Source organism: Enterococcus sp. DIV2384 (assembly GCF_050534975.1).
GTDB classification, from domain to species: Bacteria; Bacillota; Bacilli; order Lactobacillales; family Enterococcaceae; genus Enterococcus; species Enterococcus faecalis.
Window position 1 is genome coordinate 1,798,117 of sequence record NZ_CP172905.1, and the last position, 23,357, is coordinate 1,821,473.

Sequence of the window (23,357 nt, forward strand, 5' to 3'; positions counted from 1 at the left end):
GCCTTCTTTCTAAAAAACCTATAAATAATCTTTATTTTTGGTAAAAATCATAGGGATGATGAGTGATTCTTTCTTCTACTGGAGGCATTTCCATATAATCTCCATAACGTAAAGTTAAAAATTGTTTTCGGTTTTTAATGGCCATAAATTTATGTCCTTCAAACTCTACATCCTCATATTCCAAAAACCATTCATTAGGAAATACACCCCAATCTATATGAATCCATTCTAGATAACCACAATGTTTTGTTGCTCCAAATGGGGTTTTTTTTGCCTCTGTTTGATATAAATCACGCCAATATTGATTGTTTCCTACTTTTTTCACTTTAAAGTGATTAGGATAACGAGTTATTAATTTTATTAATGCCTTACTAAGATGAAAACTTCGTGCATAGCTTAAACCTAAAGTATCCATTAAGTTTAACCGATACTGTTCCGTTATCTTTCTTAGTTCATTTCTCTCCTTTTGAGTATCAGGGATACCATCAATTGGAAAAATATCTACAAAAACTCCTAAGTCCTTATCTTCTCCACCAAAATATTGTTTGGAATGAGCTACAGTATTAGGATCAACTAACTTTGCAAAAGGATAACGAAAATGTTTCCGTGTTTCAAAAGAAAGTAATTGATAGTTAGAATCGTTTTTAAGGATTTTAATTAACAATTCATAATCTGGCCTTGGCATAACTATATCAATATCATCATCCCAAGGAATAAAACCTTTATGACGTTCTACACCAATCAATGTTCCATAAAACAATGTATAATGCAAGTTGTTAGATCGACAAATATTATCGATATACACTAATATTTCAACAGCCTTCGCCTGAACCTCTTTTAACGTAAGTTTTTGCATGATATTACTCTCCTACTTATATAATAATCAATTGTATAGTAGAAAAAATGAGCATTATTGCTCATTTCCTCTAATCAAATCATTTTCCATGTCAGTGCGATACTGAATTTTACCTAAGTATAACCAAAAGATAACTGTTGCAAAACGTCTTGTTAAAATGACTTCAGTTATCAGTAATCCAGAAATTAAAATGACTAACACAATTTGGTTATCTAACACAAAATCCATATAATTTTTAATTCGAACGCTAAACAGCAATTTAGCAGAGTTAAACATTTTAGATAGCAAGAAAATTAGAAATACAATTGTACCTGAAATCCCTGTAGCTGCTAATAAATAGAAGAAAAAACTATGCGGTGTTTGAGCTGTCTTAGCAATATGAGATTGAGGCAATTTATCTTTAGCTATATCTGCAAAACCTTTTGGAGAAGTGCCAAATATAGGATTTAATTTCATTAAATCTATCGCACTTTGCCAAAGAGCAAATCGACTATTTGAAATATCGTCTTTCCCCTCAACATCTGGTCTCTTAGTAGTAATTTTCTTATTTCCTAGAATTTCATTTTCTTTATTATCTAAAACTTTTGGTACTTCAATATTCACTGAATTTGCAGTAGCAATATACCCTTTTTCTATTAACTGTAAGCCCCCGAAAACAATAGCACCACAGAAAAAAGAAACTAATACTGCTTGCACAACTTTTTTTATAACTGCTTTGGATGTATTTTTTTGAAAGAACCAAATTGTAAAGAACATCCCGAAAATTACCATTGAAATCAACTGAATAACTCCTGATCTTGATCCAGACAATGCTACATAACTAAATTGTAGAAAAATCACCATTGCACAAACCACTTTTAACCATTTGCTATTGGTATTAATAAAATTCCGCACGCCAACCAAAATACAAACTAATGAGATGGTACATGCATAGTTAGGCTCCACAAAAACACCATATAATCGATTTTCAAAAAAACCGATTCTCATTCCGTAATACAAAGACTCTACTGGTTTTGAAAAGCTGATTCGCGCAAAAAATAAGTATAACCCAACGATGACTAATGCGGTCCAAACAATTAAAAGTACATACTCAAAAGCTTTAAAAACAGATTTATCATTCGAACGCCCTACTTCGTAAACGGAAAAGAAAAAGATACATTGCCAAATGATCAACTTAATGTTCTCTGAAAAAGCATACGTATGATTAATAAATGTTGTTAAAAATAAAATTCCTATAAAAGCAATTAGCCAGTATTCTATTCTTCTTTGTTTTTTTTCTATAAAAATTGGCAAGAAGTGACATATGAAGTAAACACCTGACAATAGCATAATTATCAAGGTAAATAATGAATCTATTTTTGTTGGTAAAGTCGAATAAATGCTAACCATTCGACAAATTAGAACTAACTCAAAAAAAACAATATATGGTATAGCTATCCTTTTTTCTATTTTTTGCATCTGCTGTGATAAATTAATAATCATCATATCCTCCAATTATTTAAAACAACTTTTAGATTACAACTTGTTAATCTATTGTTTTTTCTATATATTTTCTTTTCAATTTAATTGGTATTTTATAAAAAGGAAGACCAAACATAAGTAAAATCATTGATAGTTTACGACTTTTTGTAAAAACTTTATTTTTCATAATAAAAATAAAGTTTTTCCGAAGATAGCGAACAATTTGTTTCGTTTCTTTTTCCTTCGAAGCATTACTAATCAAAATTTTATCTAATACTAAAAAATTCGCAAAACAAACTCTTTGATGGGCAGCTTCTTCTATAACTGCTCCCTTACCTTTCAATTTAAGTTCATTCTTCTCCCAAGCTTCTATAAACTCAAATTGTTTATCTGAAAATGTTTCTGTATTAATGCTGCCCATTCGATGATAATAGTAATATTTTTGTGTTGAATCAATAGAAACTTTCTGACATTCAGACAACAAATCTACTATAATAAATGAATCTTCATGATACTTTCCTTTAGGATATCTTAGATCCGCAAAGAGTTTTCGTTTATATAACTTATTTACAGCATGTACGGAGATAATATTTCCTTGTAAAATTAACAATAATGCTTCTTCTCTGGAAAAAGTTCCCTGTATTAAACTTTTTACAATTGGCTCTTTCCCCTCATAGACATCATAAATACCACAGATTGATAAATCGGCATCTTCTTTTACGATATTTGTATATAATAGTTCATACATATCATCTGCAATGTAATCATCACTATCTACGAAACCTAAATACTCACCTGTTGCTATTTCAATTCCAGCATTACGAGCATCGCTTAGCCCACCATTTTCTTTATGGATAACTTTTACCCGTTGATCTTGTTCAGCAAACTGATCACACATTGCTCCAGAACTGTCTGGAGAGCCATCGTCCACCAGAATTAATTCAAAGTCAGTAAACGTTTGAGCTAAAATAGAGCGTACACATTTTTCTAAATATTTTTCTACATTGTATACAGGAACAATAATACTAATTTTGGGCATATCAATTTCCGCTACCTTCTAAAATTTTAATTGTATGTTTTAATGGTTCTTCCATACTGTCGTACAGTGGCCGCCAACCTAATGCGTAGATTTTTTGATTGTCTAGTAGTGCTTTTGTTGCTTTAGAAAACCCTTGTTTTTCTTGGGCGGTGGCTTCACCATGAATCACTTTTGTTCCAGCCACATTGGCTAATGTTTCCGCAAAAGTACGTAACGTAATATCGCAATGTTCGTTTGAAACATTGTAAGCTTCCCCTTTTTGCCCTTTAACTAATAAAAACAGAAGAGCAGATACAATATCTGCAACATATGCATAAGAATATAGTTGGGTCCCTGCACTTTTTAACACAATGTTTTCTTTATGGACTGCATTCAGAATAAATTGAGAAGAAGCTTTACTATCCGAAAGTAACATCGTAGGCCCGAAAGTACGACTAATTCTTGGAATAACAACATCAATACCATATTTCTGAATATAGGCTTGACATAATGATTCACTTGCTCTTTTTCCTTCGGGATAACCGGCCCGTAGCGTGTTACAGTCAATATAGCCGCAATAGTCTTCCGTAAATTTATCAAGATCTCCACGATTTTCTCCATAGATTTCAACAGTTGATAAAAATAACACTTTTTCACTATTCGCTTTGACCGCATAATCTAAAATATGCTGCGTACCAGCAATATTGGTCATAATCGTTCCAATTGGATCACTGGCATATGATTTAGGATGTGTATTACTAGCACAATGCAACACATAGTCACAAGCTTCTGCTATCTGAATTTCTTCTGTGACATCTCCGATAACTATATGGAATAACGGATCCTCTAGATAACTAGTAAATCGCTCTTCTAAACGCGACAATGTTCGTCCCATCGCCCAGATTGAAATATTCGCATTTCTCGTTTTATTTTGGTACATAAGCACATCAATTAAAAAGGTCCCAATCATGCCTGAAGCACCAGTTATAAAAACAGATTTATTAGTTACTTTCGTCCAATCTGGTGTCTTCTCTAAAACTCGTTCAACGTCTGATAAATAATTATCGTCTGTAAATAACATGGTATCCCTCCACTACTCTTCTTTCATTTTCAAGAAGCCTTTAAATAACTGTAAGTCATCTTGTGTGGTTAACTTAATATTTTTATCTGAGCCTAAAGCAAAATACAATGTTTCGCCTAAATCCACCATCATAGTATTCGTGTATGACGATTCAGAAATACCAATATTCTCACGGAATGCTTTTTCGTAAGCCCAAGTTAATTTTTCAAATTTATAGGCTTGTGGTGTTGACACGCGACGTAATGTTTCACGATTAATATATTGTCGAGTTGTTTCCTCGGTTTCTTTTACAAAAATTTGTTCATTATATGGCAACGAAGTCACTGCATTTCCGTATTCTTGACACTTAACAATTACATCAGATAAAACTAATTCATCAACTAATGGGCGAATTCCGTCATGGATAACAATAGTATCTTCTGGGTTTGAATGTTCTTTTAAGAAATTAACCCCATTGTTAATTGATTCTTGACCAGAATTTCCTCCTGGAATAATCCATTGTAATTTGTCAATATGGTACTCTTTTGCATAGGCATCTAGTGTTTGTTCCCAACCTTTTTTACACACAACTAAGATTCGATCAATGAGTGGATGCTTTTGAAAAGATTCCAATGTGTAGATAATTATCGGTTTTTCCTCTACCATAATAAATTGTTTAGGAATCTCCTGCCCCATTCGTTTACCGACCCCACCGGCAATAATTAAAGCTGTAATCATTTGATACAAAATCCTTTCTCTAACTAGTCAACCACTAGTTTTATTTCAATTTTGTTTAACTTATATATTCATCAACACAGCCAAAACTGCATTCAATCTTTTACATTTTCTCATAACTATCAGTAAGTTTCAATAATTTATCGTAGACCTTAATCGAACTGTAAATATTTTTGTTCGTTATTTTAATAAAAAAATTACGGACAAACGATAAAAACTCTATACTTTTTGATTCACAAAAAACATCTCAAAATTCTGTAGAATTCAAATAGTAGAACTCAAGCCGTATTTAGAAGTGAGTAAAAATCGATTTAAATATCATGCATGTCAATGCCATTTATCGCGAATATAAGTATTTCAGAAAATACTATTTATTATTTAAATACGTTAAATAGACCATGACCATATGTTTGAGAAAAAATAATTTCATAATAAAAAGCACTTAATAAAAAATAAAGAAGCCAGAGGATTTTCTCCTCTGACTTTCACGATGTTCACTATTTTTATTTAGCAATACTATTTGACAAAGAACCTCGATAGATTGTTTGGTCGTTACCTTTATAAACTTATTCTACATTTTAAAGGCGCGGCTATCTAACCAACCAATTGTTCGACCATTTATTTGAAATTGATAAGCCGTAACACCTGTTGATAGTTTAGCGGATTGAATGATCTGCACGTTTTGATTCGCATATAGAGAGCCTAAACCTATTTTTTCTCCATCTTCTGCTGTATTATTTGGTTTTGTATATAATCCATGCTTCGATGAAACTGCTGCATCGCCTATTTTGGCTTTGCGACTCGTTTTACTATACGTGGCTTTATCTAGCGTAGCTGTGAATGCTCGTTTGTCCATCCAGCCTGCATCTTTTCCACCTACTGTAAAATGGAGTAACTCTGTCCGGCTTGTTTTGGCATACCCTATGATATGAACGCTTTGGTTCGCATATTTATCTCCCATACCGATATTAACGATTCCAGGAGCTGTATTCATAATCCCATTAAACACGCCGTGTTTTCCTGATTCAGCTGCTGGTTTTACTTTTGCCATGTAATCATAGCGTTTTTCATCTAGCAGCTCATCATACACATTGCTGAAGGCACGGCTGTCCAACCAGCCGATTGTTTGTCCATTTATTTGAAATTGATAAGCCGTAACACCTGTTGATAGTTTAGCGGATTGAATAATCTGCACGTTTTGATTCGCATATAGAGAGCCTAAACCTATTTTTTCTCCATCTTCTGCTGTATTATTTGGTTTTGTATATAATCCATGCTTCGATGAAACTGCTACATCGCCTATTTTGGCTCCTCGACTCGTTTTACTATACGTGGCTTTATCTAGCGTAGCTGTGAATGCTCGTTTGTCCATCCAGCCTGCATCTTTTCCACCTACTGTAAAATGGAGTAACTCTGTCCGGCTTGTTTTGGCATATCCTATGATATGAACGCTTTGGTTCGCATATTTATCTCCCATACCGATATTAACGATTCCAGGAGCTGTATTCATAATCCCATTAAACACGCCATGTTTTCCTGATTCAGCTGCTGGTTTTACTTTTGCCATGTAATCATAGCTTTTTTCATCTAGCAGCTCATCATACACATTGCTGAAGGCACGACTGTCCAACCAGCCGATTGTTTGTCCATTTATTTGAAATTGATAAGCCGTAACACCTGTTGATAGTTCAGCGGATTGAATGATCTGCACGTTTTGATTTGCATATAGAGAGCCTAAACCTATTTTTTCTCCATCTTCTGCTGTATTATTTGGTTTTGTATATAATCCATGCTTCGATGAAGCTGCTGCATCGCCTATTTTGGCTTTGCGACTCGTTTTACTATACGTGGCTTTATCTAGCGTAGCTGTGAATGCTCGTTTGTCCATCCAGCCTGCATCTTTTCCACCTACTGTAAAATGGAGTAACTCTGTCCGGCTTGTTTTGGCATATCCTATGATATGAACACTTTGGTTCGCATATTTATCTCCCATACCGATATTAACGATCCCAGGAGCTGTATTCATAATCCCATTAAACACGCCATGTTTTCCTGATTCAGCTGCTGGTTTTACTTTTGCCATGTAATCATAGCTTTTTTCATCTAGCAGCTCATCATACACATTGCTGAAGGCACGGCTGTCCAACCAGCCGATTGTTTGTCCATTTATTTGAAATTGATAAGCCGTAACACCTGTTGATAGTTCAGCGGATTGAATGATCTGCACGTTTTGATTTGCATATAGAGAGCCTAAACCTATTTTTTCTCCATCTTCTGCTGTATTATTTGGTTTTGTATATAATCCATGCTTCGATGAAACTGCTACATCGCCTATTTTGGCTCCTCGACTCATTTTACTATACGTGGCTTTATCTAGTGTAGCTGTGAATGCTCGTTTGTCCATCCAGCCTGCATCTTTTCCACCTACTGTAAAATGGAGTAACTCTGTCCGGCTTGTTTTGGCATATCCTATGATATGAACGCTTTGGTTCGCATATTTATCTCCCATACCGATATTAACGATTCCAGGAGCTGTATTCATAATCCCATTAAACACGCCGTGTTTTCCTGATTCAGCTGCTGGTTTTACTTTTGCCGTGTAATCATATTGTTTTTCATCTAAAATTACATCATACTGTTTTCCACCACTAGATGTAAATCGTCCAGTGTAATCAGCATTAATATCAAACACACCTACGCCGATATCAACACCTGGAATCGTTAATAATGAAGACCATTGCCATGCCGCATAACCTTCATTTTTGTGCCATAACTGATCTGCAGTCGGTTCAAAAGGATACTGAGCAATCCAAATATTTTCAGTCCCTAGTTGTGTAGGCGATAAAACTCCTTCTGTAAACCAGGCTGCCATTGAATAATGTAATACATTCGTAAAACCTCTTGCTTTTAATTGATTAGCAAAAGCAATTGAATTAGCTGTCAATTGTCCATTATTCATGCTACCTTCTTCTGCATCATTAATCATTAAAGTGTCTTTTGGTAATCCAGTATTCATTGCTGTATCGGCAAAGTAGTTTGCTTCTTTTATTGCCTGATCTTTTGTTGTAAAGTGACTATAGTGATAGGCGGATACTTTTATTCCCACTGCATTTGCATTTTGAACTTGTGCAAATCTTTCTGGATTTTGATAAGTTGTCGCTTCGGTCATTTTAACGACCACTCCGCCTATCCCATAACTTTTCATAGTTTGATAATTTGCTACACTTAAACTACCATTCCAAGAAGATACATCGATAAAGTTTTTAGGCGGACGATTTGCCTCTGTTATGCTAATAGGATCACCATAGGCATATGCGGCTCTTTTTCTTCTCGTTCCTTTCATTCCTGATCCCATAGGTTTGTTCATATCCTCTGTTATTACGATTTCGTCTTCATCTTTCTTATTAGCTTCTGAAGAACTAGTCGTTTCCGAAGTTTCTTCAGCATCTTTTGATTGCCAAGTGTCTTTAGCATCACTCGTGTCCAAACTATTTTTTGTTTCCGAAGGAACTGAAGATGAGGTGCTAGAAGAACTTTCTGTCGAAGTTTCCCCGCTAGATGACGTAGAATTTAGTGTTTCTGCTGTATCCGTAGAAATTACTTCTTCTGCACTTTCACTACTTGATGCATCGATTGCATACACTATTGATGAACTAGGAACCAATGCTGTCAACATTAGCATTGTAATAACAGATATTTTATTTATTCTCTTCATTATTTATTTAACCCTTCTTTTTACGTATTCTTTACAATTAATCCTCATTTAATTATAGTATGTAAATTTTACTTGAAACCAACAATTTTTTACTTTTCAAATTGAAATTTCTCAAAACTGATTAGAATGAGCACTAGTTTCAAATAATTTTCTAATAAATTTTAGCCTACGTCAAGAAAATCTTGCTAACTTTTTTTTACTATTTTGTTTCTAAACTTTATCTTTTTATTACATTGATTGTGTTATTTATTTTTTTACAACAAAATGCTGAACGCTATTTATAGATAACGTTCAGCCTTAGTATAAATAATTAAAGTTTTTAAATATATTCTGTGTACGATTTTTTAGTATCAACAATTAGCGCTTCATGATGAGGTTGACGATCTTCCTCTGGTGGCAATTGCATATAATCTCCAAAAACCTCTGTTAAGTAGCGATTGTATCCCACTGGTATTGGCATTTTTGTATCTTCAAATGGAACAAAAATAGCAGATTTAAAATCTTCTAAATGATAAATATTGCCCATGTAGCGTGGTCCGACACATAATTCAGTGATATAAGGAGTTGAGCCAAAGGAATACTTGGTCATTCTTTTTTCAGCGAAGCGCCAAATATGATAGCGAATTTTGCTTGAAGAAAAAATCCCTAATAAAACCTTGCTTCCTGTAGCCATCAGACCACCATGTTTTTCTGGAACAACTTGCGAACAAAATAACGCATAAATCAGTGCCCAAAACTTTTGGATTTTTCTTCGCAATTTCCCTTCTGGCGCACCATCTAACGGAAAAATATCAATTGGTAAACCATGAGGGATATCTAAATCCTCTTGATAGGGTTTAATAAAAGTAGTGGCAGTATCCCTAATAGTTATAAATGAATTATGATCATTATATGTTTTAGAAGCAACTAATAATGGATATCTATTTATGTCTGCTTTCTGTGGCCATAGCTTTTTTAATTTTTCATAGTCTGGTCGTGGCATAAAAAAATCCAAATCATCATCCCACGGAATAAATCCTTGACTGCGTACAGCACCAATACAACCACCGCCACAGAAATAACATAATAAATTATTTTCTTGACAAAATTGCACAAAATATTTGGACATAGTTAATGTTACAGCCTGTATTTCTTTTAAATCTGTCTGAGACATCTCTTGCATAATTTTACCTCAATCTTAATCATTTTCTTTCCTTAAAAACTTCTCATAAAATTTACCTCGTAAAGTATTCGGCATCAAACTTACGACAACATGTGCACTTGAACTCACAAAAAAATCTTTAAAACTACCAAGTCCTGCTTGATAGATTGCTTTGCGTCCTTTTAGTCCTGACTTAAAATACTGCCAACCACCACGCCGTGCGTACATATCACTGCCTGTTCGAGCATAGACTAAATGTTCAGAAAGGTTCTGAGCTTCCTTTCCTTTTTTCAGTAACCGCACCCACAAATAATAATCTTCAAATCCTGACATTGGCAGATAGTTACCGACCTCTAAAATGTCTGACTTCTTATACATGACAGTCATATGATTAAACGGGTTTCTTCTTTTGGAAAATTCACGAATAGCCTCATTAGAACTGGGAAGGTTACGATAACCCAAAACATTTTCTATGTTCCCGTCAAATTCGATAATGTTAGAACCGGTAATGACCAAGTTAGGATTTTTTTGAAATAATTGCCACTGCTTTTCAATCCGATCCGTCTTCATAATATCATCTGCATCCATTCGTGCAATCAGTTCATTACGACAAGCTTTAACCCCTTCTGCCAACGCTTTACCTAAACCAACATTTTTTTCTAGAGGTAAAACATGAAGCACTTCTGGATACGTTTCTTTATATTTATCTACAATGACTGTCATTTCTTCAGTTACAGGACCATCTTCTACTAATACTATTTCATCGACTTTTACAGTTTGATTAAAAATACTGTCTAAACATGCAATAACATATTCAGGACGCTCCTTTATATAAATGGAAAGTAAGACACTTACTGGTACCTTTTCCATTTCTTCACCCCTATTTCTTTTTTCATCCACGCTTGTATATTTTTACATAGAATATCTGATTTTTCAAGCTTTGTTAGAAGTCTCTCTTTTTTTCAAAAAAAGAGGAGCCACTGCTCCTCTTAACGGTAAATTCTAATAGCATTCTCTTTACAATAATCCATCGTCAATTCTTCACGTTCTTCAGACTCATCCAATCCTCTTGATGATACTTTATCAAAGAGAATTTTGATAGTTTGAAGCAGAATTTTCATATCCAATAGTAATGAATAATTCTTGATGTACAGTAAATCAAAGTTCAATTTACTATTGTAGTCAGAAGCATACTTCCCATAAACTTGGGCATAGCCAGTAATCCCCGCACGTACATTGTGACGTAAATAGTAATTCGGGTTTTCCTGATTAAATTGATCAACAAAGAATGGTCGTTCAGGACGTGGTCCGACAATGGACATATCCCCGCGAATAACATTGATTAGTTGTGGCAACTCATCAATACGTAAAGCACGCAAGTATTTACCAACTGTAGTGACGCGACTGTCGTTACTTGTAGATAAGACTGGACCTGATTTTGCTTCCGCTGTTGCCGACATCGTTCTAAATTTTAAAATCGAGAACTCACGTTGATCTAATGTAATCCGAGTTTGTTTGTAAATCACTGGTCCCGGTGAGGTTGCTTTGACTAAAATCGCTGCAATAAGCATTAAGGGTGAGGTAATCACAAATAGGCAAACAGAGACTAAAATATCGAATAAACGTTTAATAAAATTCTCTTCTGGTTGGATTTCAAAATTTGAGACTTCGATAATACTTTCATCTTCAAAGTTCATCATGTTTGGTTTTAACATAATTAGATTTTCAAAACTTGTATCTAAAAAGATTTTTTTCTTGTGTTTGACAATTAATTGATACAATTTTACTTTTTCGTTCTCATCAACATTACTTGAAATATAAACAATATCGATTTCATCGATAATTTTTTTTAAGTTTTCATAGTAATTGCTGACAACAACGCTCGTTACTTTATGCTTGTTATTTTTATCAGACATAAAGTTTTGAATTGAACGCATGACTTGATTTTCTTTACCTAGCAAAACAACTTTTCGCTCATTGCTGACCTTTAAGTATAAATAATAAACAAGAATTCGCCAAAGACTTAGAACAATAATTCCGATTATAAAGGAATATCCTAAAACAGAACGCGGGAACGTAAACCAACGTCCGGCAAATGTCACAATCATAATCGTTAAAGTCATTAAAATTTGACCAATCACCGTGACAAAAATGATGTCACTAATTTTGCGATTATAAAAAATATACGCACCTAACAACAAATTCAAAAAGATAAAAAAGATTGAAATGTAAATTGCAGATTTTTCATAAGCCACAAAGTTAAATGAAGGAATTTCTCGGCCAAATTTCACCATAAACCCTAAGATGATTGATAAATTATAGAGCAAAACGTCTGCTAAAATAATTACAATCCGTCTTGCATTACTCCATTCACTTTTTGATGTCATTAAAAACTTCCTCTCTTCACTTCCAGTAATTACATTATTTGTAATAACATGCAACCCCTATATTACCATAATGTCAGCGGACAAGAAAGTTCTATAGGATGAAAATTATCTGCGATGTCTTTGGACACGACTTAATTCTTCAGGTTGGTCCCAGCCCTCTTCGTCAACAGGTGCTATCGGGCGCTCTTCATTGCTAACAGGACTTGTTTGTTTCACTCGTTTTCTTCTTTTAGGTGTCGTTGGTCTTTCATGTCTTCCTCGTTTTTTCTCTGGCCGGAAGTAGAAGGCTAGCCCAAGGAAACTATAAACAATCGGCATCCAATGAGGCGCTAATAAAATATCTTCCATAAATGAATGAATCCAGATTAAAAGGAAGCCTAAAAGTAAACTAACTTGCAAACGATCCAATGTTTTTTTGCGGAAACCAATCAATAAAATCATACTGACTAAAAAACCAAATAAAATCAGATAGCCAATGACACCAAAATTACTTAACGTAAATAGAAAAGCATTATGTGTCCCCAGCGGTTTCCATGAGGCCACAAAAGGCTCCATACCGACTTTAATATGTTGAGGATCAGATAACCATTTAGCAAAAAACTCATGCCAAATTCGTTCTCTTCCTGTAAATAAATCCACAGTATCCGATTCCGCACATAAGTAAAATAACAATGGTCCCAATGCAGCTACTCCGACAAAACCAAACAGCCAAACTTTCGAACGTTGCAAGAAACGTTTTGGTAAAAGATTATCCACCAGAATAAAACCAACTAAAATGGCAAAAGAGGTTTTTGATTGACTGACCCATGTACCTAAAACACCACCAATGTATACAGGTAAAAGCAGCAGGTTAAAAACCTTATTTCTATATGCTTTGATCAAACTACTGGCCATCATTGTTGAAAACATCAATGTTGCACCAATCGTATTGGTATTAATCCAAATACTTTCTAGTTTATTTGATTCTTTAAAAATTTCGTCTGCTGGAATCAACTGAGGCAACTCCACGGACATCCGATACAAAGTCGCACTCAAAGCAACTAAAGAGACAATTAATAAAAGCGTTTGATCCAAACGATCAAAGACACAAACTTTAAAACAAAGGACCAACAAAATAATTAAAGGAATCATTGTATCTGTTTGCATTGTGCTATGACGGATTGATTCCGTAAAGTGAAACAAGAGCCAGGTGGCTAGCGCCAACGCTACGGTCAGCCAGTCAATAAATTTTAATTTCGTACAATTTAATAGCAGTACAAGTATTACTGCTATTAATAATAAAATTGAACTATTGGCATACATATATTTTGTGACTGGCGCATCAATTCCTACGACCCACATCGTATACGAGCCGATCATTGTAACTAATAAAATAAGTCGACCGATTCTATTCAATACTTTTCCCATATTCAAACCTCATTCCATGAATGAATCACTAGTCGTTTATTCGATAAATATATGCCCCGTTCTGATCAGGTCCATATAATTTTTCAAAATGAATCGTTGGTGTGTCTAACGGTTCTAATGGTTTATAAACGACCGCATATTTAATCCCATATTCTTTTAATTTTTCTGGAGATAAACGAGCAATAATCGCATCTTTTTGCATCAACTCTAAAACAGGGGTCTGATTTCCTACTTCAACATTGATGTGCGCATAGCGATTATAAATAAATGTGTCTTTTCCTTTTGGATCTAATGGTTTCCAAGCCTCTAAGTCAGGTGTAAAAGCAACACCGTTAAATGTATGCACACCTAACATTGGCAAATAGCCATACATCAAGCGTTCGCCCACCCACAATTGGTTGGGGTCTTTTTTGTTAATTTCTTCCACTTCTACCGCTATTTTTTTACCATAGACAGCAGAAACGCCTCGAGAAATTGGATTAACAAAGGCACCAGAAACCATAATGATTCCTAATAAGACAAGGACAAATAACGTGCGCCAACGTTTAAATAAAGCAACAATTAAAACGGTAGCGACAACTAAGACACCAATGATGTCCATTCGTGTAACGTATAACCGTAAATTGCCCGTATATAAAACAAAGAAATACAGAACAACATTTAATCCTAGCGCCCCTAACCAGGCCATCATTGGAATTTTTGCTTGGCGATTCCATAAATAATCGATGAACCATAAACTTAACAACACAGCGGCAAACCCAAAGGATAACATCGCCCGTTGTTCTGGCACATAAGACCACAATGTCAACTTAGCAAAAATTGTTGGAAATTGAACGCTCATCCAAACTAAGTTAAATAAACAATACACGAATAAGACAAAACCGTAAATGTTTTCTTTGATTTTTTTATAAAAAATAAATGGTGAGAGCGGCAAAATAACAAAAAATAATTGATAAAAACTACTGATTTCCGAATTATTTGAATATGGAACATCTTGAAACGGCATTTTCCAATTTGTTAAAAATAACAAAATATCGCGTTTAGGCATATCGCCACCTAAACTTACCCGTTTTCCTGGATAAGCGGTGTCCATTACTGCTTTTAAGGAATCCAATGAGCCATATAGCGATCCGCCAACAATAATCGCCGTAATCAAGAGTGCCCCACCTATCAGGACCCCATCCCACTTATCCAACTTAATTTTTTCACGAAATTCTAAAAAGAATAAAATTAAAAATAATAAAATCAAATAACCAAGTGGTACTTGTAACGCAGGATAAATAACTAAAACAAATCCTGAGGCCATAATAACAGCCGTTATCGCACAAATTACACGACGTCGAACACTACTATGATAATAGAAATAATTATAAATTCCCACTAAAAAACCTAAGCCAAAAAATACTAAATCTCCAACTGGCGAGACAAACCACCATTGAAGGGCCGAAGAAAACGGAATCCAAACACTTGCTAACAAAGCTAAATATTTATTCCGCCGTGTGACGATCAAGCCAATTTCAAAAGAAAATAAAATTAAGCCAATTAATTTAAGATTCCAATACCATGATAAGCCATATTCTTTGCCTAATAGTACATAGCCCCACGTAAAAGGTTTCGCTAACGTGGCCAAATTCCACGCTGGTGAATTATAGCCTACCACCATGTCTTGCCCATTTAACGTAATCACATCATTATGTGTTTTCAAACCTGTTTGTGTTTGTGAGAGGCTAAATGGGGTTTGAACGAGCCATTCATCCGAGCGAACACCTCTTGGTTCACCAGCAATTAATGAACTTTTTTGACCATCCGCATATTCAGAAACATACGCATCCCACATGTTTAATGAACTACCATGGACTTTAAAGGCGACCAGTAAAATAAAAATGACTGCCGCTAGCAGATAGCGCCAGCGTAACAAATGATCAACCAAGCGAGCGCTCTGCTCAGCTTGGTTGCGTAATGGTTGTTTTTCTTTTCTTGTAGTTAGTTGTTGTTCCATCTTTTCGCTCCATTTCGTCATCCGCAATTGCATCTAGTCAATTCGTAATGAAAAGTTGGGAATATCCCTTGTCAGATTAGGATTATAAAATGGATCATTTTCAATTAAAGGTCCCCATTTTTCTTCCATCATCACTTTTTCTTGTTCAAAACGTTTTTTCTTTTTGCCTTTATCATCATATCCACGAGTTTGAGATTCAAAATGATAAAGCTCTGCTTCATGAAGCCAGACATTGTCACGTCCTAAAGCTTGGACTTTCAGGCATAAATCAACATCATTGAAAGCTACGGTAAACGCTTCTTCAAAACCACCAACTGCATCAAAATCTGCTTTTTTCATAAGTAAGCATGCGGCAGTTACTGCTGAATAATTAACATTAATAGCTAACCGACCAAAATAGCCTAAGTCACCATGGGGATAACCATAATGACCATGCCCAGCGACGCCACCTAATCCTAAAATAACACCTGCGTGTTGGACCGTATTATTTGGATACAATAATTTCGCACCTACACAGCCAATCCGTTCTTGCTGAGCAAATGAAACCATCAAAGTTAACCAATTCTCTGTAATCACTTCGGTATCATTATTTAAAAATAACAAATACTCTCCGTGCGCTTTTTTTGCTGCACGATTGTTAATAGTTGAGAAATTGAATGGAATATCGATTGATTCAACGAAAAAGCGACCAGGTAATTGTTGTTCAAATTCTGCATATAATTCGTGCATTTTTGGATCTGTACTTCCATTGTCAGCCATAATAATCTCGTAATTTTGGTAGGTTGTTTTTTCAATAATCGATGAAACACAACGTTGTACGTCTTTATAGCCATTTTTAGTTGGAATAATAATTGAGACTAACTTTTCAGATTCAATGTCATAATAAACATCGTATAAGCCATTCGCCGCCCCATGCGTTGCATGACCATTAATACCTCGACGAACGAGCGCATCTTGCACGGCTCTTAGCCCCGCTTCAAAAGCATAACCTTTGGAGCCCTGATCCACTGCTGTTGAGGTTGGCAGCATCCGCCAATAGTAAAGAACTTTTGGAATATGTGTGATGCGTTCTTTTGTCGTTTTTTCAGTAAATCTTAAGACTAAATCGTAGTCTTGAGAACCTTCGTAACCTTTTCGAAAGCCGCCAATTTCTTCTAGAATACTCCGACGATACACGCCTAAATGCGAAATGTAATTGGTTCCTAAAAGTAAATCAGGTGACCAATCTGGTTTAAAGGCTGGATCAGAACGATTTCCATCCATGTCAATCTTATCTTCATCACTATAAATTAAATCCAGCTCTGGGTTTTCATTCAGCACTTTAACCACTTCATAAAAAGCATTGATCGCTAATTCATCATCGTTGTCTAGTAAGGCGACAAATTCTCCGGTAGCAATCGCTAAAGCAGAGTTGGTTGCTTCGGAAATATGACCATTTTGTTCACGAAAGACGACCCGAATTCGCTCATCCAATTGTTGGTACTCAGTTAAAATCTTTTTGACATTAGGATCTGTTGAGGCGTCATCGGCCATACATAATTCCCAGTTAGTATAGACTTGATTCAAAATAGAATCAATGCACAACCGAAGCCATTTTTCTTCAACATTATACACTGGCATCGCAATGGAAATTTTAGGTTGATAATGAAATGTTGCGATTTCTTGCGTCATCGCTTCTATGTCTAGTACTTCATTTCTAGCTAACCAGTTAGGATACGAAGCTTGATTTCTTAGTTTCTCAATTTTCGCTCGTTGAATGGTATGAGAAATACCATTTTTAGCCATATACTTAAATCCTTTTTTGGCTTTTATCCAGAGACGAGTCACTTTATCTTCTGTCCCTGGAATCACTGGATATTTTTTATTCAAGGGAAAATCCACCGTTACAACATGTGCTGATGATTGAAAATGAAAAGGGAGTACTTTTTTTTGTTTAATTCCTTCAAGTGTAACAACAAAGCCAGCTTCAATCGCAGGCTCTGTTTGATAAATTTGATTAACATCTTCACGTAAAACGCGCTGAATGTTATAAGCGGACACTTGGTTTTCATTATTAATTGTGAAAGTTGGGCTTTCTTTAGTGATTGTATCCAACGCCCAACCTGTAATGGTTAAATTATTTGTTGTTTTGTCGCGATAGATACTATCAAAGATCACCTTAATGTCTTCATTCATGTGCATTCTCCTTATAGATGTTTCGGATTTCGGTAGGGATCAACTAAAGTTTCCGCGGTCCATTTTTCCGCAAGTTCTTTATAAGATCCTTTTTTATCATGGTTTTGCATTTTTTCGTCTGCTTTCAAAATTGCATAGGACACATATACATTTCGTTTACCAGCGCTAGCAAATTGTAACGATAAATCGACACCCATCCACTCTTTTCCTAAGTTTTCGTTAATTCCTTCTAAATTTAGGTAAAGTTGTTTATTGAATAGTAAGCAGTCTTCAGTTGCCGCTTGAATATTTCTTGGTAAAGCAATTCTGTAATAGTAACCTAAGCTTTTACCAGGGGTGCCTTTTTCGGGATAAAGTAATCGACCTTTGTCTGTATCAACTGATACTCCCACCGTTTCCACGCGATAGCGTGCGTCAACTACGCGGCCAGTCACTAAACCAGAGGTCTCTTGTTGACCAATGTTCATTAACTCTTTTAACCAATCATTTTTCGTTGGTACCAATCCAGCATTTAATAAAGCCACATATTCTCCCTTAGCAGCTTGAATCATGCCATGACGAGTTTCTGTTGAAACATAACGAAGACGGTCATTTTGGATATTTATTTGATTCTCGAAGCGTGCAGGCAATAGAATTTCATAATTTGTATAGGCAGTTTTTTCTAATAATTGACGTAAGTAACTACTCATATTCTCTGTATCATTCGTAATAATCAATGATACCATCGGCACATGATCATAAAGATAGTTAATTTTATAGGAACCATAAAATTCGGCAATCTCTACTTGTGCTTTTAAGCCACGGCGTTCCGTTGCCGCTTGGACCGCTTTTTGACCAGCTACATAGGCGTAACCTTTGCTTTCAGGGTTTAGAGCAGTCGATGATTCAATGGCACGCCAATGATACATCATACCAGGAATATGCTTGATTTTCGTTGCTTGTTCCGTTGCTCGTAATACGAAATCATAGTCTTGAGCACCGTTATATGCTGAGTTCAATCCGCCTACTTTTTCTAATAAATCACGTTTCACAACAACAAAGTGTGTAATGTAATTATGGTTTAAAATCAGTTCTGGATTCCAGTCTGATTTGTAAAACGCGTTGAAGCGACGACCATTTTCTGTAATTTTATCTTCATCAGTATAAAGAAAATCAATCGTTGGGTCTGTGTTTAAAGCTTTGACCACTTCATATAATGCTTGTGGCGCTAATTCATCATCGTTATCCATGAAACCAATAAAATCGCCAGTAGCAATCGACAAAGCTGAGTTAGTTGCTTCTGAAATATGTCCGTTTTCTTCGCGATAAATAACTTTGATTCGTTGATCTAGTTCTTTATATTTTTCTAGCATGGGCTTAATATGTTCGCTTGGCGATGCATCATCTGCTAAACATAACTCCCAATTTTCATAGTACTGATTTTGTAAAGAAGAGACACATGCTGCAAGCCATTTTTCTTCGACATTATAAACAGGCACAGCGACAGAAATTTTAGGCTGAAATTGGAACGTTTTAATTTCCGCTAAAACTGCCTCCACGTCAACAGGGGCTTCTGCTTTTTCTTGTCGTTTAAAGTACCACTTCACTGAGCCCATGAAACCACGTGTCTGAATCGAACGCCATGCTCGATCAAATTTCGTGCCTGGTTGAACCATGTTTGGACGCTCCACCACGTATTGAACCTTCTGGCCTGATTTGGTGTCAATGTTTAACGTGTAGGCTGGTAAATCTTCTGGATCTTTAATCGTAATGACAAAACCATAATCTTGATCGCCTTCTAATTCAAACATATCAATAACATCCCGACGATATTCTGTTTCCACCGTATAAGTGACTGATTCACTAGCTTCTGCAATGCTGAATCTTAGCGGATAATTTGTTTGTTTGTCATACGCCCACCCTCTGATAACAGAAACGTTATTTTCTACATCGCGAGCAATATCATCGATGGTTAAATTAATCATTTTATCAAATTTAGTTAACGTGATTCGTTTATATTTTCCAGTAGGCATAGGGGCAGTCTCCGTCTGTTTATTCATTTCTTCTAAAAATTGATTTCTTTCATCTAACAGTGCATGAATAAAGGTATTTTCACGTTCTGAATAGTTGCCTTCAAAGAAATAATCAATGTCTACTGTCAGGTCTTTGCCTGCCATTTGTGCATCGGTTACTTCGATTACAGGTACTTGCGTATCTAAGAAATAATAGACATTCTCTTGTACCAGAAAAGCATTCGTGGCTGCGACTGGGACAGTCTCGCCGTCTATCGTCATGGATAATTTGACAATTGCCCCCGTTAAACTTGGGAATAATTTTATCAGTTGGACGTCTTCTGGTATCTTCAGTTGGAACTGTTTTGTTTCAGGTTTTTGTAAATCAACCGGTTGATCCAACTCAGTCTCTTTTTCTTCGCCGCAATTAATTAAAATATGAACGTTTTTTTCATTGTATGAATTTACTGGTGTCACTCGCTCTGGCTGTTCTATCGGTTCAGCAGTCAAGGCAAAAAAGTACTGATACACTTCACCAAAGGGACGCGCTTTAAAAGCTGCTTGCACTTCTACAGGTAACGCTTCATATGTCGTAGGAATTTCGTTGTAGCCAACTTGATTAAATGTAAAATCTTCTTTGGCAATGTATAAACCAACTTCTGCAAAAACTTTTTCAAATCCTTCTTGTAAATAGAATGATTTATGCGTAGCATCCAACAGCCCAGTTTCATTCCATGTTAAACGATTATTAAATAAATCAATTAAGACAGAATTATGCGCCAAATTAGGGAACGTGATTAAAATTTGACCGCCTGGTTTTAAAAATGGTTTGACTTTTGCTAAGGCGCTTTGAGGATTCATTAAATGTTCCAACACATCCGCAAAAACGATATAATCAAACGTCTTACCAGCAAAGTATTCGACCCAATCATTTTCATCAATATTGCCATAAAAGGCATCTGTTGAAAATTGACTGACATGATCATAAAGTTCTTTGTCTAATTCAACAATTGAGACCTGGCACTTTTTTTCTTCCATCAAATAGCTAGTCATTCGCCCATTACCTGGACCAAATTCCAAGACATCACTATTTTCTTTGATTTGTGCTACGATTTTCCCAACACTGGTACTCTCGTCTGTTTCCATTTCAAAATCATACTTCATCTTTTGTCGTATCCTTCCATTTATGATCTAAGATGACAATTCCTTCTCCGGCATAACGACCGGTAATAAACATCGTCACGTATTTTGTTTTGTAGACTAATGGGACTGTTGCATGTTCCTCAAAGAAAGCAATATCAAAATAATATTCACCTGTTAATAATGACATTTTTTCATATTCTAAATAAAAAACATTCCGTCCTTTTTTCCAAGGAATTTGCACGCCATCTAACAACGTATTTAAGCCACAGACATAATGATTGTCCACTGTTCGAATAGCGACCCCACAAACAGGCTTCTTAATTTGGTCGTTTTTGACAGTATATTCAATTTTTACAATCACTTTTTCATCTTGCGTTACCATTTCTAATGGTTCATAATCCGCATTTAAAAGTTCCGCATGATCCACTTCAATAATATCTGGTGTTGGGGTTTCATCTTTCATGGTCGCTTCGCGGTCAACCGTTTTAATTGATTTCTTTTTCAAAAAGTTTTCGTAGTTGGTCGTCACGTCCATCGTATCTCCATATTCAACGACTTTCCCGTGTTGCAACCAAAAAGTTCTGTCACAAAAACGACGAATGGAGTTTACATCGTGAGAAACAAATAAAATTGTTTTACCAGAATTTTTAATTTCCGTAAATTTTTCCATACATTTTAATTGAAACTCTAAATCCCCGACTGCCAACGCTTCATCGACAATTAAAATATCGGGATCCACGTTAATAGCTACCGCAAATGCCAAGCGGACAAACATACCACTAGAGTACGTTTTAACTGGTTGATACAAATGATCGCCGATGTCAGCAAAATCAATGACATCTTGGACACGCTCTTCCATCTCTTCTCGGGAAAAACCTAGGACCATTCCATTTAAGAAAATATTTTCATATCCTGAATATTCAGGGTTAAAACCTGAACCTAATTCAAGCAACGCTGAAATTTTCCCATTAATCACCATGGACCCGGAGGTTGGCGTTAATACCCCTGTAATAATTTTTAACATGGTTGATTTCCCAGAGCCATTTTCGCCGACAAAGCCAATCATCTCGCCTTTTTTAATTTGCATCGTGACATCGTCTAACGCATAAAACAAATCGTGGTAGGATTTTTTGGTTGGACTAAGCGCTTCTTTAAACCGATCGGACGGCTTTTTATACATGTTGTATGTTTTGGTAATATGTTGGATATCGATTGCATATTCTGACATGTCGTTCTCTCCTTATAGTACATCTGAAAAATGTGGTTTTAAGCGTCTAAACACGGTTGAGCCAATTAATAGTAAAACAATAGTAACTCCCCAGAAATATAAGCTATATTGCCAATGTTCCCAGAACCATGCACCGCCTAAATAAGATTCGCGGTATCCTTGAACAATATAATATAATGGATTGATTTTTAAGATTGTCGCAATCATTCCAGTTGGCTGCCATAAAATTGGCAATGTCCACATAACTGTTTGCATAATGATATTGATAAATTGCATAATATCAGGTAAAAATGGTTGTGTTGAAGCAGTAATCCACGTAATTGCTGTTAAAAAGACTAATAAACAAGCTAAGTAGTAAATTAATTGCAAACTGTACAGACTTGGGTAATAACCGTTAGCTGTAGTAATTACAAAACCAATTAGAATGAAAAACAAGTGGGTGTACAAGTTCGATAAAATTTTAGATGTTGGTAAAATTTGTACATTAAACACGACTTTTTTAACTAAATAACTATATTCACGAAACACATTCGTGGCTGATAATAACGAATCTGAAAAGAAGAACCAAGGCACCATCCCTGTTACTAAATAGACAATGAACGGCATATTGTCGCCAGCTCTAGAACGAAGGCCTACAGAAAAGACAAACCAATACGTCAAAACAGTTACTAATGGCGTTAAAAACGCCCAGACAATTCCTAGTGCTGAACCAGCATACTTGGCCTTAAAATCATTGAATGAAAATTGTAATAACAATTTTTTGTTCTGAAAAATATTCTTGAAAATTGAAAATGTTTCTTTAAACATATACTTATTCCTTCCGTAATAAACTATTTTTATCTAAAATTTTTGGATACAAAAATGCCATTTTAAACAACATTTCTATTTTATCGATAAACGCCTAGCTTTTCAATAGTAGACCCCTTTTTATAAAGAAAAATTTAACTGATTTCGCTATATTAAAAAATCTTGTCCAATTTTTAGGAGATTATGCTACAATAATGGAGGTCTTGCATTTTTTTGCACGGAAATTATTTTTGA

16 protein-coding genes are annotated in these 23,357 nt (G+C 35.3%); 1 reads left to right on the forward strand and 15 read right to left on the reverse strand.

What is annotated here, in order from left to right; translation table 11 throughout:
• Nucleotides 1-31: 31 nt before the first annotated feature.
• From IGK54_RS08725 to IGK54_RS08750, 6 genes are all read right to left on the reverse strand, one after another.
• Nucleotides 32-856, reverse strand: a complete 825-nt coding sequence (locus IGK54_RS08725; RefSeq protein WP_002379605.1) for a LicD family protein — start codon at nucleotides 854-856, stop codon at nucleotides 32-34.
• A 54-nt stretch (nucleotides 857-910) separates the two neighbouring features.
• A complete protein-coding gene (locus IGK54_RS08730; protein WP_002379606.1) occupies nucleotides 911-2,341 on the reverse strand; it encodes an O-antigen ligase family protein in 1,431 nt (476 codons plus the stop codon).
• A gap of 40 nt (nucleotides 2,342-2,381) precedes the next feature.
• A complete protein-coding gene (locus IGK54_RS08735; protein ID WP_002369106.1) occupies nucleotides 2,382-3,356 on the reverse strand; it encodes a glycosyltransferase family 2 protein in 975 nt (324 codons plus the stop codon).
• Nucleotide 3,357: 1 nt separating this feature from the next.
• Nucleotides 3,358-4,416: an NAD-dependent epimerase/dehydratase family protein gene (locus IGK54_RS08740; RefSeq protein ID WP_010820952.1), complete on the reverse strand. Its 1,059-nt coding sequence runs from the start codon at nucleotides 4,414-4,416 to the stop codon at nucleotides 3,358-3,360.
• A gap of 12 nt (nucleotides 4,417-4,428) precedes the next feature.
• Entirely contained in the window at nucleotides 4,429-5,133 is a 705-nt protein-coding gene (locus IGK54_RS08745) for an IspD/TarI family cytidylyltransferase (protein WP_002378508.1), read from the reverse strand.
• 568 nt (nucleotides 5,134-5,701) lie between these two features.
• Nucleotides 5,702-8,617, reverse strand: a complete 2,916-nt coding sequence (locus tag IGK54_RS08750; RefSeq protein ID WP_241408186.1) for a GW domain-containing glycosaminoglycan-binding protein — start codon at nucleotides 8,615-8,617, stop codon at nucleotides 5,702-5,704.
• On the opposite strand from IGK54_RS08750, the gene IGK54_RS08755 reads away from it, so the two are divergent.
• The gene (locus tag IGK54_RS08755; protein ID WP_241408187.1) at nucleotides 8,610-8,897 is read left to right on the forward strand and encodes a hypothetical protein; all 288 of its coding nucleotides are present in this window, start codon (nucleotides 8,610-8,612) and stop codon (nucleotides 8,895-8,897) included. The two genes, IGK54_RS08750 and IGK54_RS08755, sit on opposite strands and share 8 nt — an antisense overlap.
• A 267-nt stretch (nucleotides 8,898-9,164) precedes the next feature.
• Here the strand turns inward: IGK54_RS08755 and IGK54_RS08760 are convergent, their stop codons facing one another.
• From IGK54_RS08760 to IGK54_RS08800, 9 genes are all read right to left on the reverse strand, one after another.
• Nucleotides 9,165-10,007, reverse strand: a complete 843-nt coding sequence (locus tag IGK54_RS08760; protein ID WP_142956993.1) for a LicD family protein — start codon at nucleotides 10,005-10,007, stop codon at nucleotides 9,165-9,167.
• A 15-nt stretch (nucleotides 10,008-10,022) separates the two neighbouring features.
• Nucleotides 10,023-10,856 carry a glycosyltransferase gene (locus tag IGK54_RS08765; protein WP_142957037.1) on the reverse strand — a complete coding sequence of 278 codons (834 nt, stop codon included), beginning with the start codon at nucleotides 10,854-10,856 and terminating at the stop codon, nucleotides 10,023-10,025.
• Nucleotides 10,857-10,975: 119 nt separating this feature from the next.
• A complete protein-coding gene (locus IGK54_RS08770) occupies nucleotides 10,976-12,373 on the reverse strand; it encodes a sugar transferase (protein WP_002356909.1) in 1,398 nt (465 codons plus the stop codon).
• Nucleotides 12,374-12,478: 105 nt separating this feature from the next.
• Nucleotides 12,479-13,780 (reverse strand): EpaQ family protein, encoded by a 1,302-nt coding sequence (locus IGK54_RS08775; protein ID WP_002383757.1) that lies wholly within the window; start codon nucleotides 13,778-13,780, stop codon nucleotides 12,479-12,481.
• A gap of 28 nt (nucleotides 13,781-13,808) precedes the next feature.
• The gene (locus IGK54_RS08780; protein WP_185938050.1) at nucleotides 13,809-15,812 is read right to left on the reverse strand and encodes a DUF7657 domain-containing protein; all 2,004 of its coding nucleotides are present in this window, start codon (nucleotides 15,810-15,812) and stop codon (nucleotides 13,809-13,811) included.
• Nucleotides 15,813-17,954 (reverse strand): glycosyltransferase family 2 protein, encoded by a 2,142-nt coding sequence (locus IGK54_RS08785; protein ID WP_002364384.1) that lies wholly within the window; start codon nucleotides 17,952-17,954, stop codon nucleotides 15,813-15,815.
• Between the two features lie 11 nt (nucleotides 17,955-17,965).
• Entirely contained in the window at nucleotides 17,966-21,109 is a 3,144-nt protein-coding gene (locus tag IGK54_RS08790; protein ID WP_142956995.1) for a glycosyltransferase, read from the reverse strand.
• Nucleotides 21,099-22,316, reverse strand: coding sequence for an ABC transporter ATP-binding protein (locus tag IGK54_RS08795; RefSeq protein WP_002356901.1), 1,218 nt, complete (start codon nucleotides 22,314-22,316; stop codon nucleotides 21,099-21,101). The genes IGK54_RS08790 and IGK54_RS08795 overlap by 11 nt, the downstream gene beginning before the upstream one ends.
• A 12-nt stretch (nucleotides 22,317-22,328) precedes the next feature.
• Entirely contained in the window at nucleotides 22,329-23,123 is a 795-nt protein-coding gene (locus IGK54_RS08800; RefSeq protein WP_002356900.1) for an ABC transporter permease, read from the reverse strand.
• Nucleotides 23,124-23,357 lie beyond the last annotated feature (234 nt).

Coding starts and splice junctions, on each gene's coding strand:
- IGK54_RS08725 (WP_002379605.1), bottom strand. CDS start 856: ATGCAAAAACTTACGTTAAAAGAGGTTCAGGCGAAGGCTGTTGAAATA.
- IGK54_RS08730 (WP_002379606.1), bottom strand. CDS start 2,341: ATGATGATTATTAATTTATCACAGCAGATGCAAAAAATAGAAAAAAGG.
- IGK54_RS08735 (WP_002369106.1), bottom strand. CDS start 3,356: ATGCCCAAAATTAGTATTATTGTTCCTGTATACAATGTAGAAAAATAT.
- IGK54_RS08740 (WP_010820952.1), bottom strand. CDS start 4,416: ATGTTATTTACAGACGATAATTATTTATCAGACGTTGAACGAGTTTTA.
- IGK54_RS08745 (WP_002378508.1), bottom strand. CDS start 5,133: ATGATTACAGCTTTAATTATTGCCGGTGGGGTCGGTAAACGAATGGGG.
- IGK54_RS08760 (WP_142956993.1), bottom strand. CDS start 10,007: ATGCAAGAGATGTCTCAGACAGATTTAAAAGAAATACAGGCTGTAACA.
- IGK54_RS08765 (WP_142957037.1), bottom strand. CDS start 10,856: ATGGAAAAGGTACCAGTAAGTGTCTTACTTTCCATTTATATAAAGGAG.
- IGK54_RS08770 (WP_002356909.1), bottom strand. CDS start 12,373: ATGACATCAAAAAGTGAATGGAGTAATGCAAGACGGATTGTAATTATT.
- IGK54_RS08775 (WP_002383757.1), bottom strand. CDS start 13,780: ATGGGAAAAGTATTGAATAGAATCGGTCGACTTATTTTATTAGTTACA.
- IGK54_RS08780 (WP_185938050.1), bottom strand. CDS start 15,812: ATGCAATTGCGGATGACGAAATGGAGCGAAAAGATGGAACAACAACTA.
- IGK54_RS08785 (WP_002364384.1), bottom strand. CDS start 17,954: ATGAATGAAGACATTAAGGTGATCTTTGATAGTATCTATCGCGACAAA.
- IGK54_RS08790 (WP_142956995.1), bottom strand. CDS start 21,109: ATGAAGTATGATTTTGAAATGGAAACAGACGAGAGTACCAGTGTTGGG.
- IGK54_RS08795 (WP_002356901.1), bottom strand. CDS start 22,316: ATGTCAGAATATGCAATCGATATCCAACATATTACCAAAACATACAAC.
- IGK54_RS08800 (WP_002356900.1), bottom strand. CDS start 23,123: ATGTTTAAAGAAACATTTTCAATTTTCAAGAATATTTTTCAGAACAAA.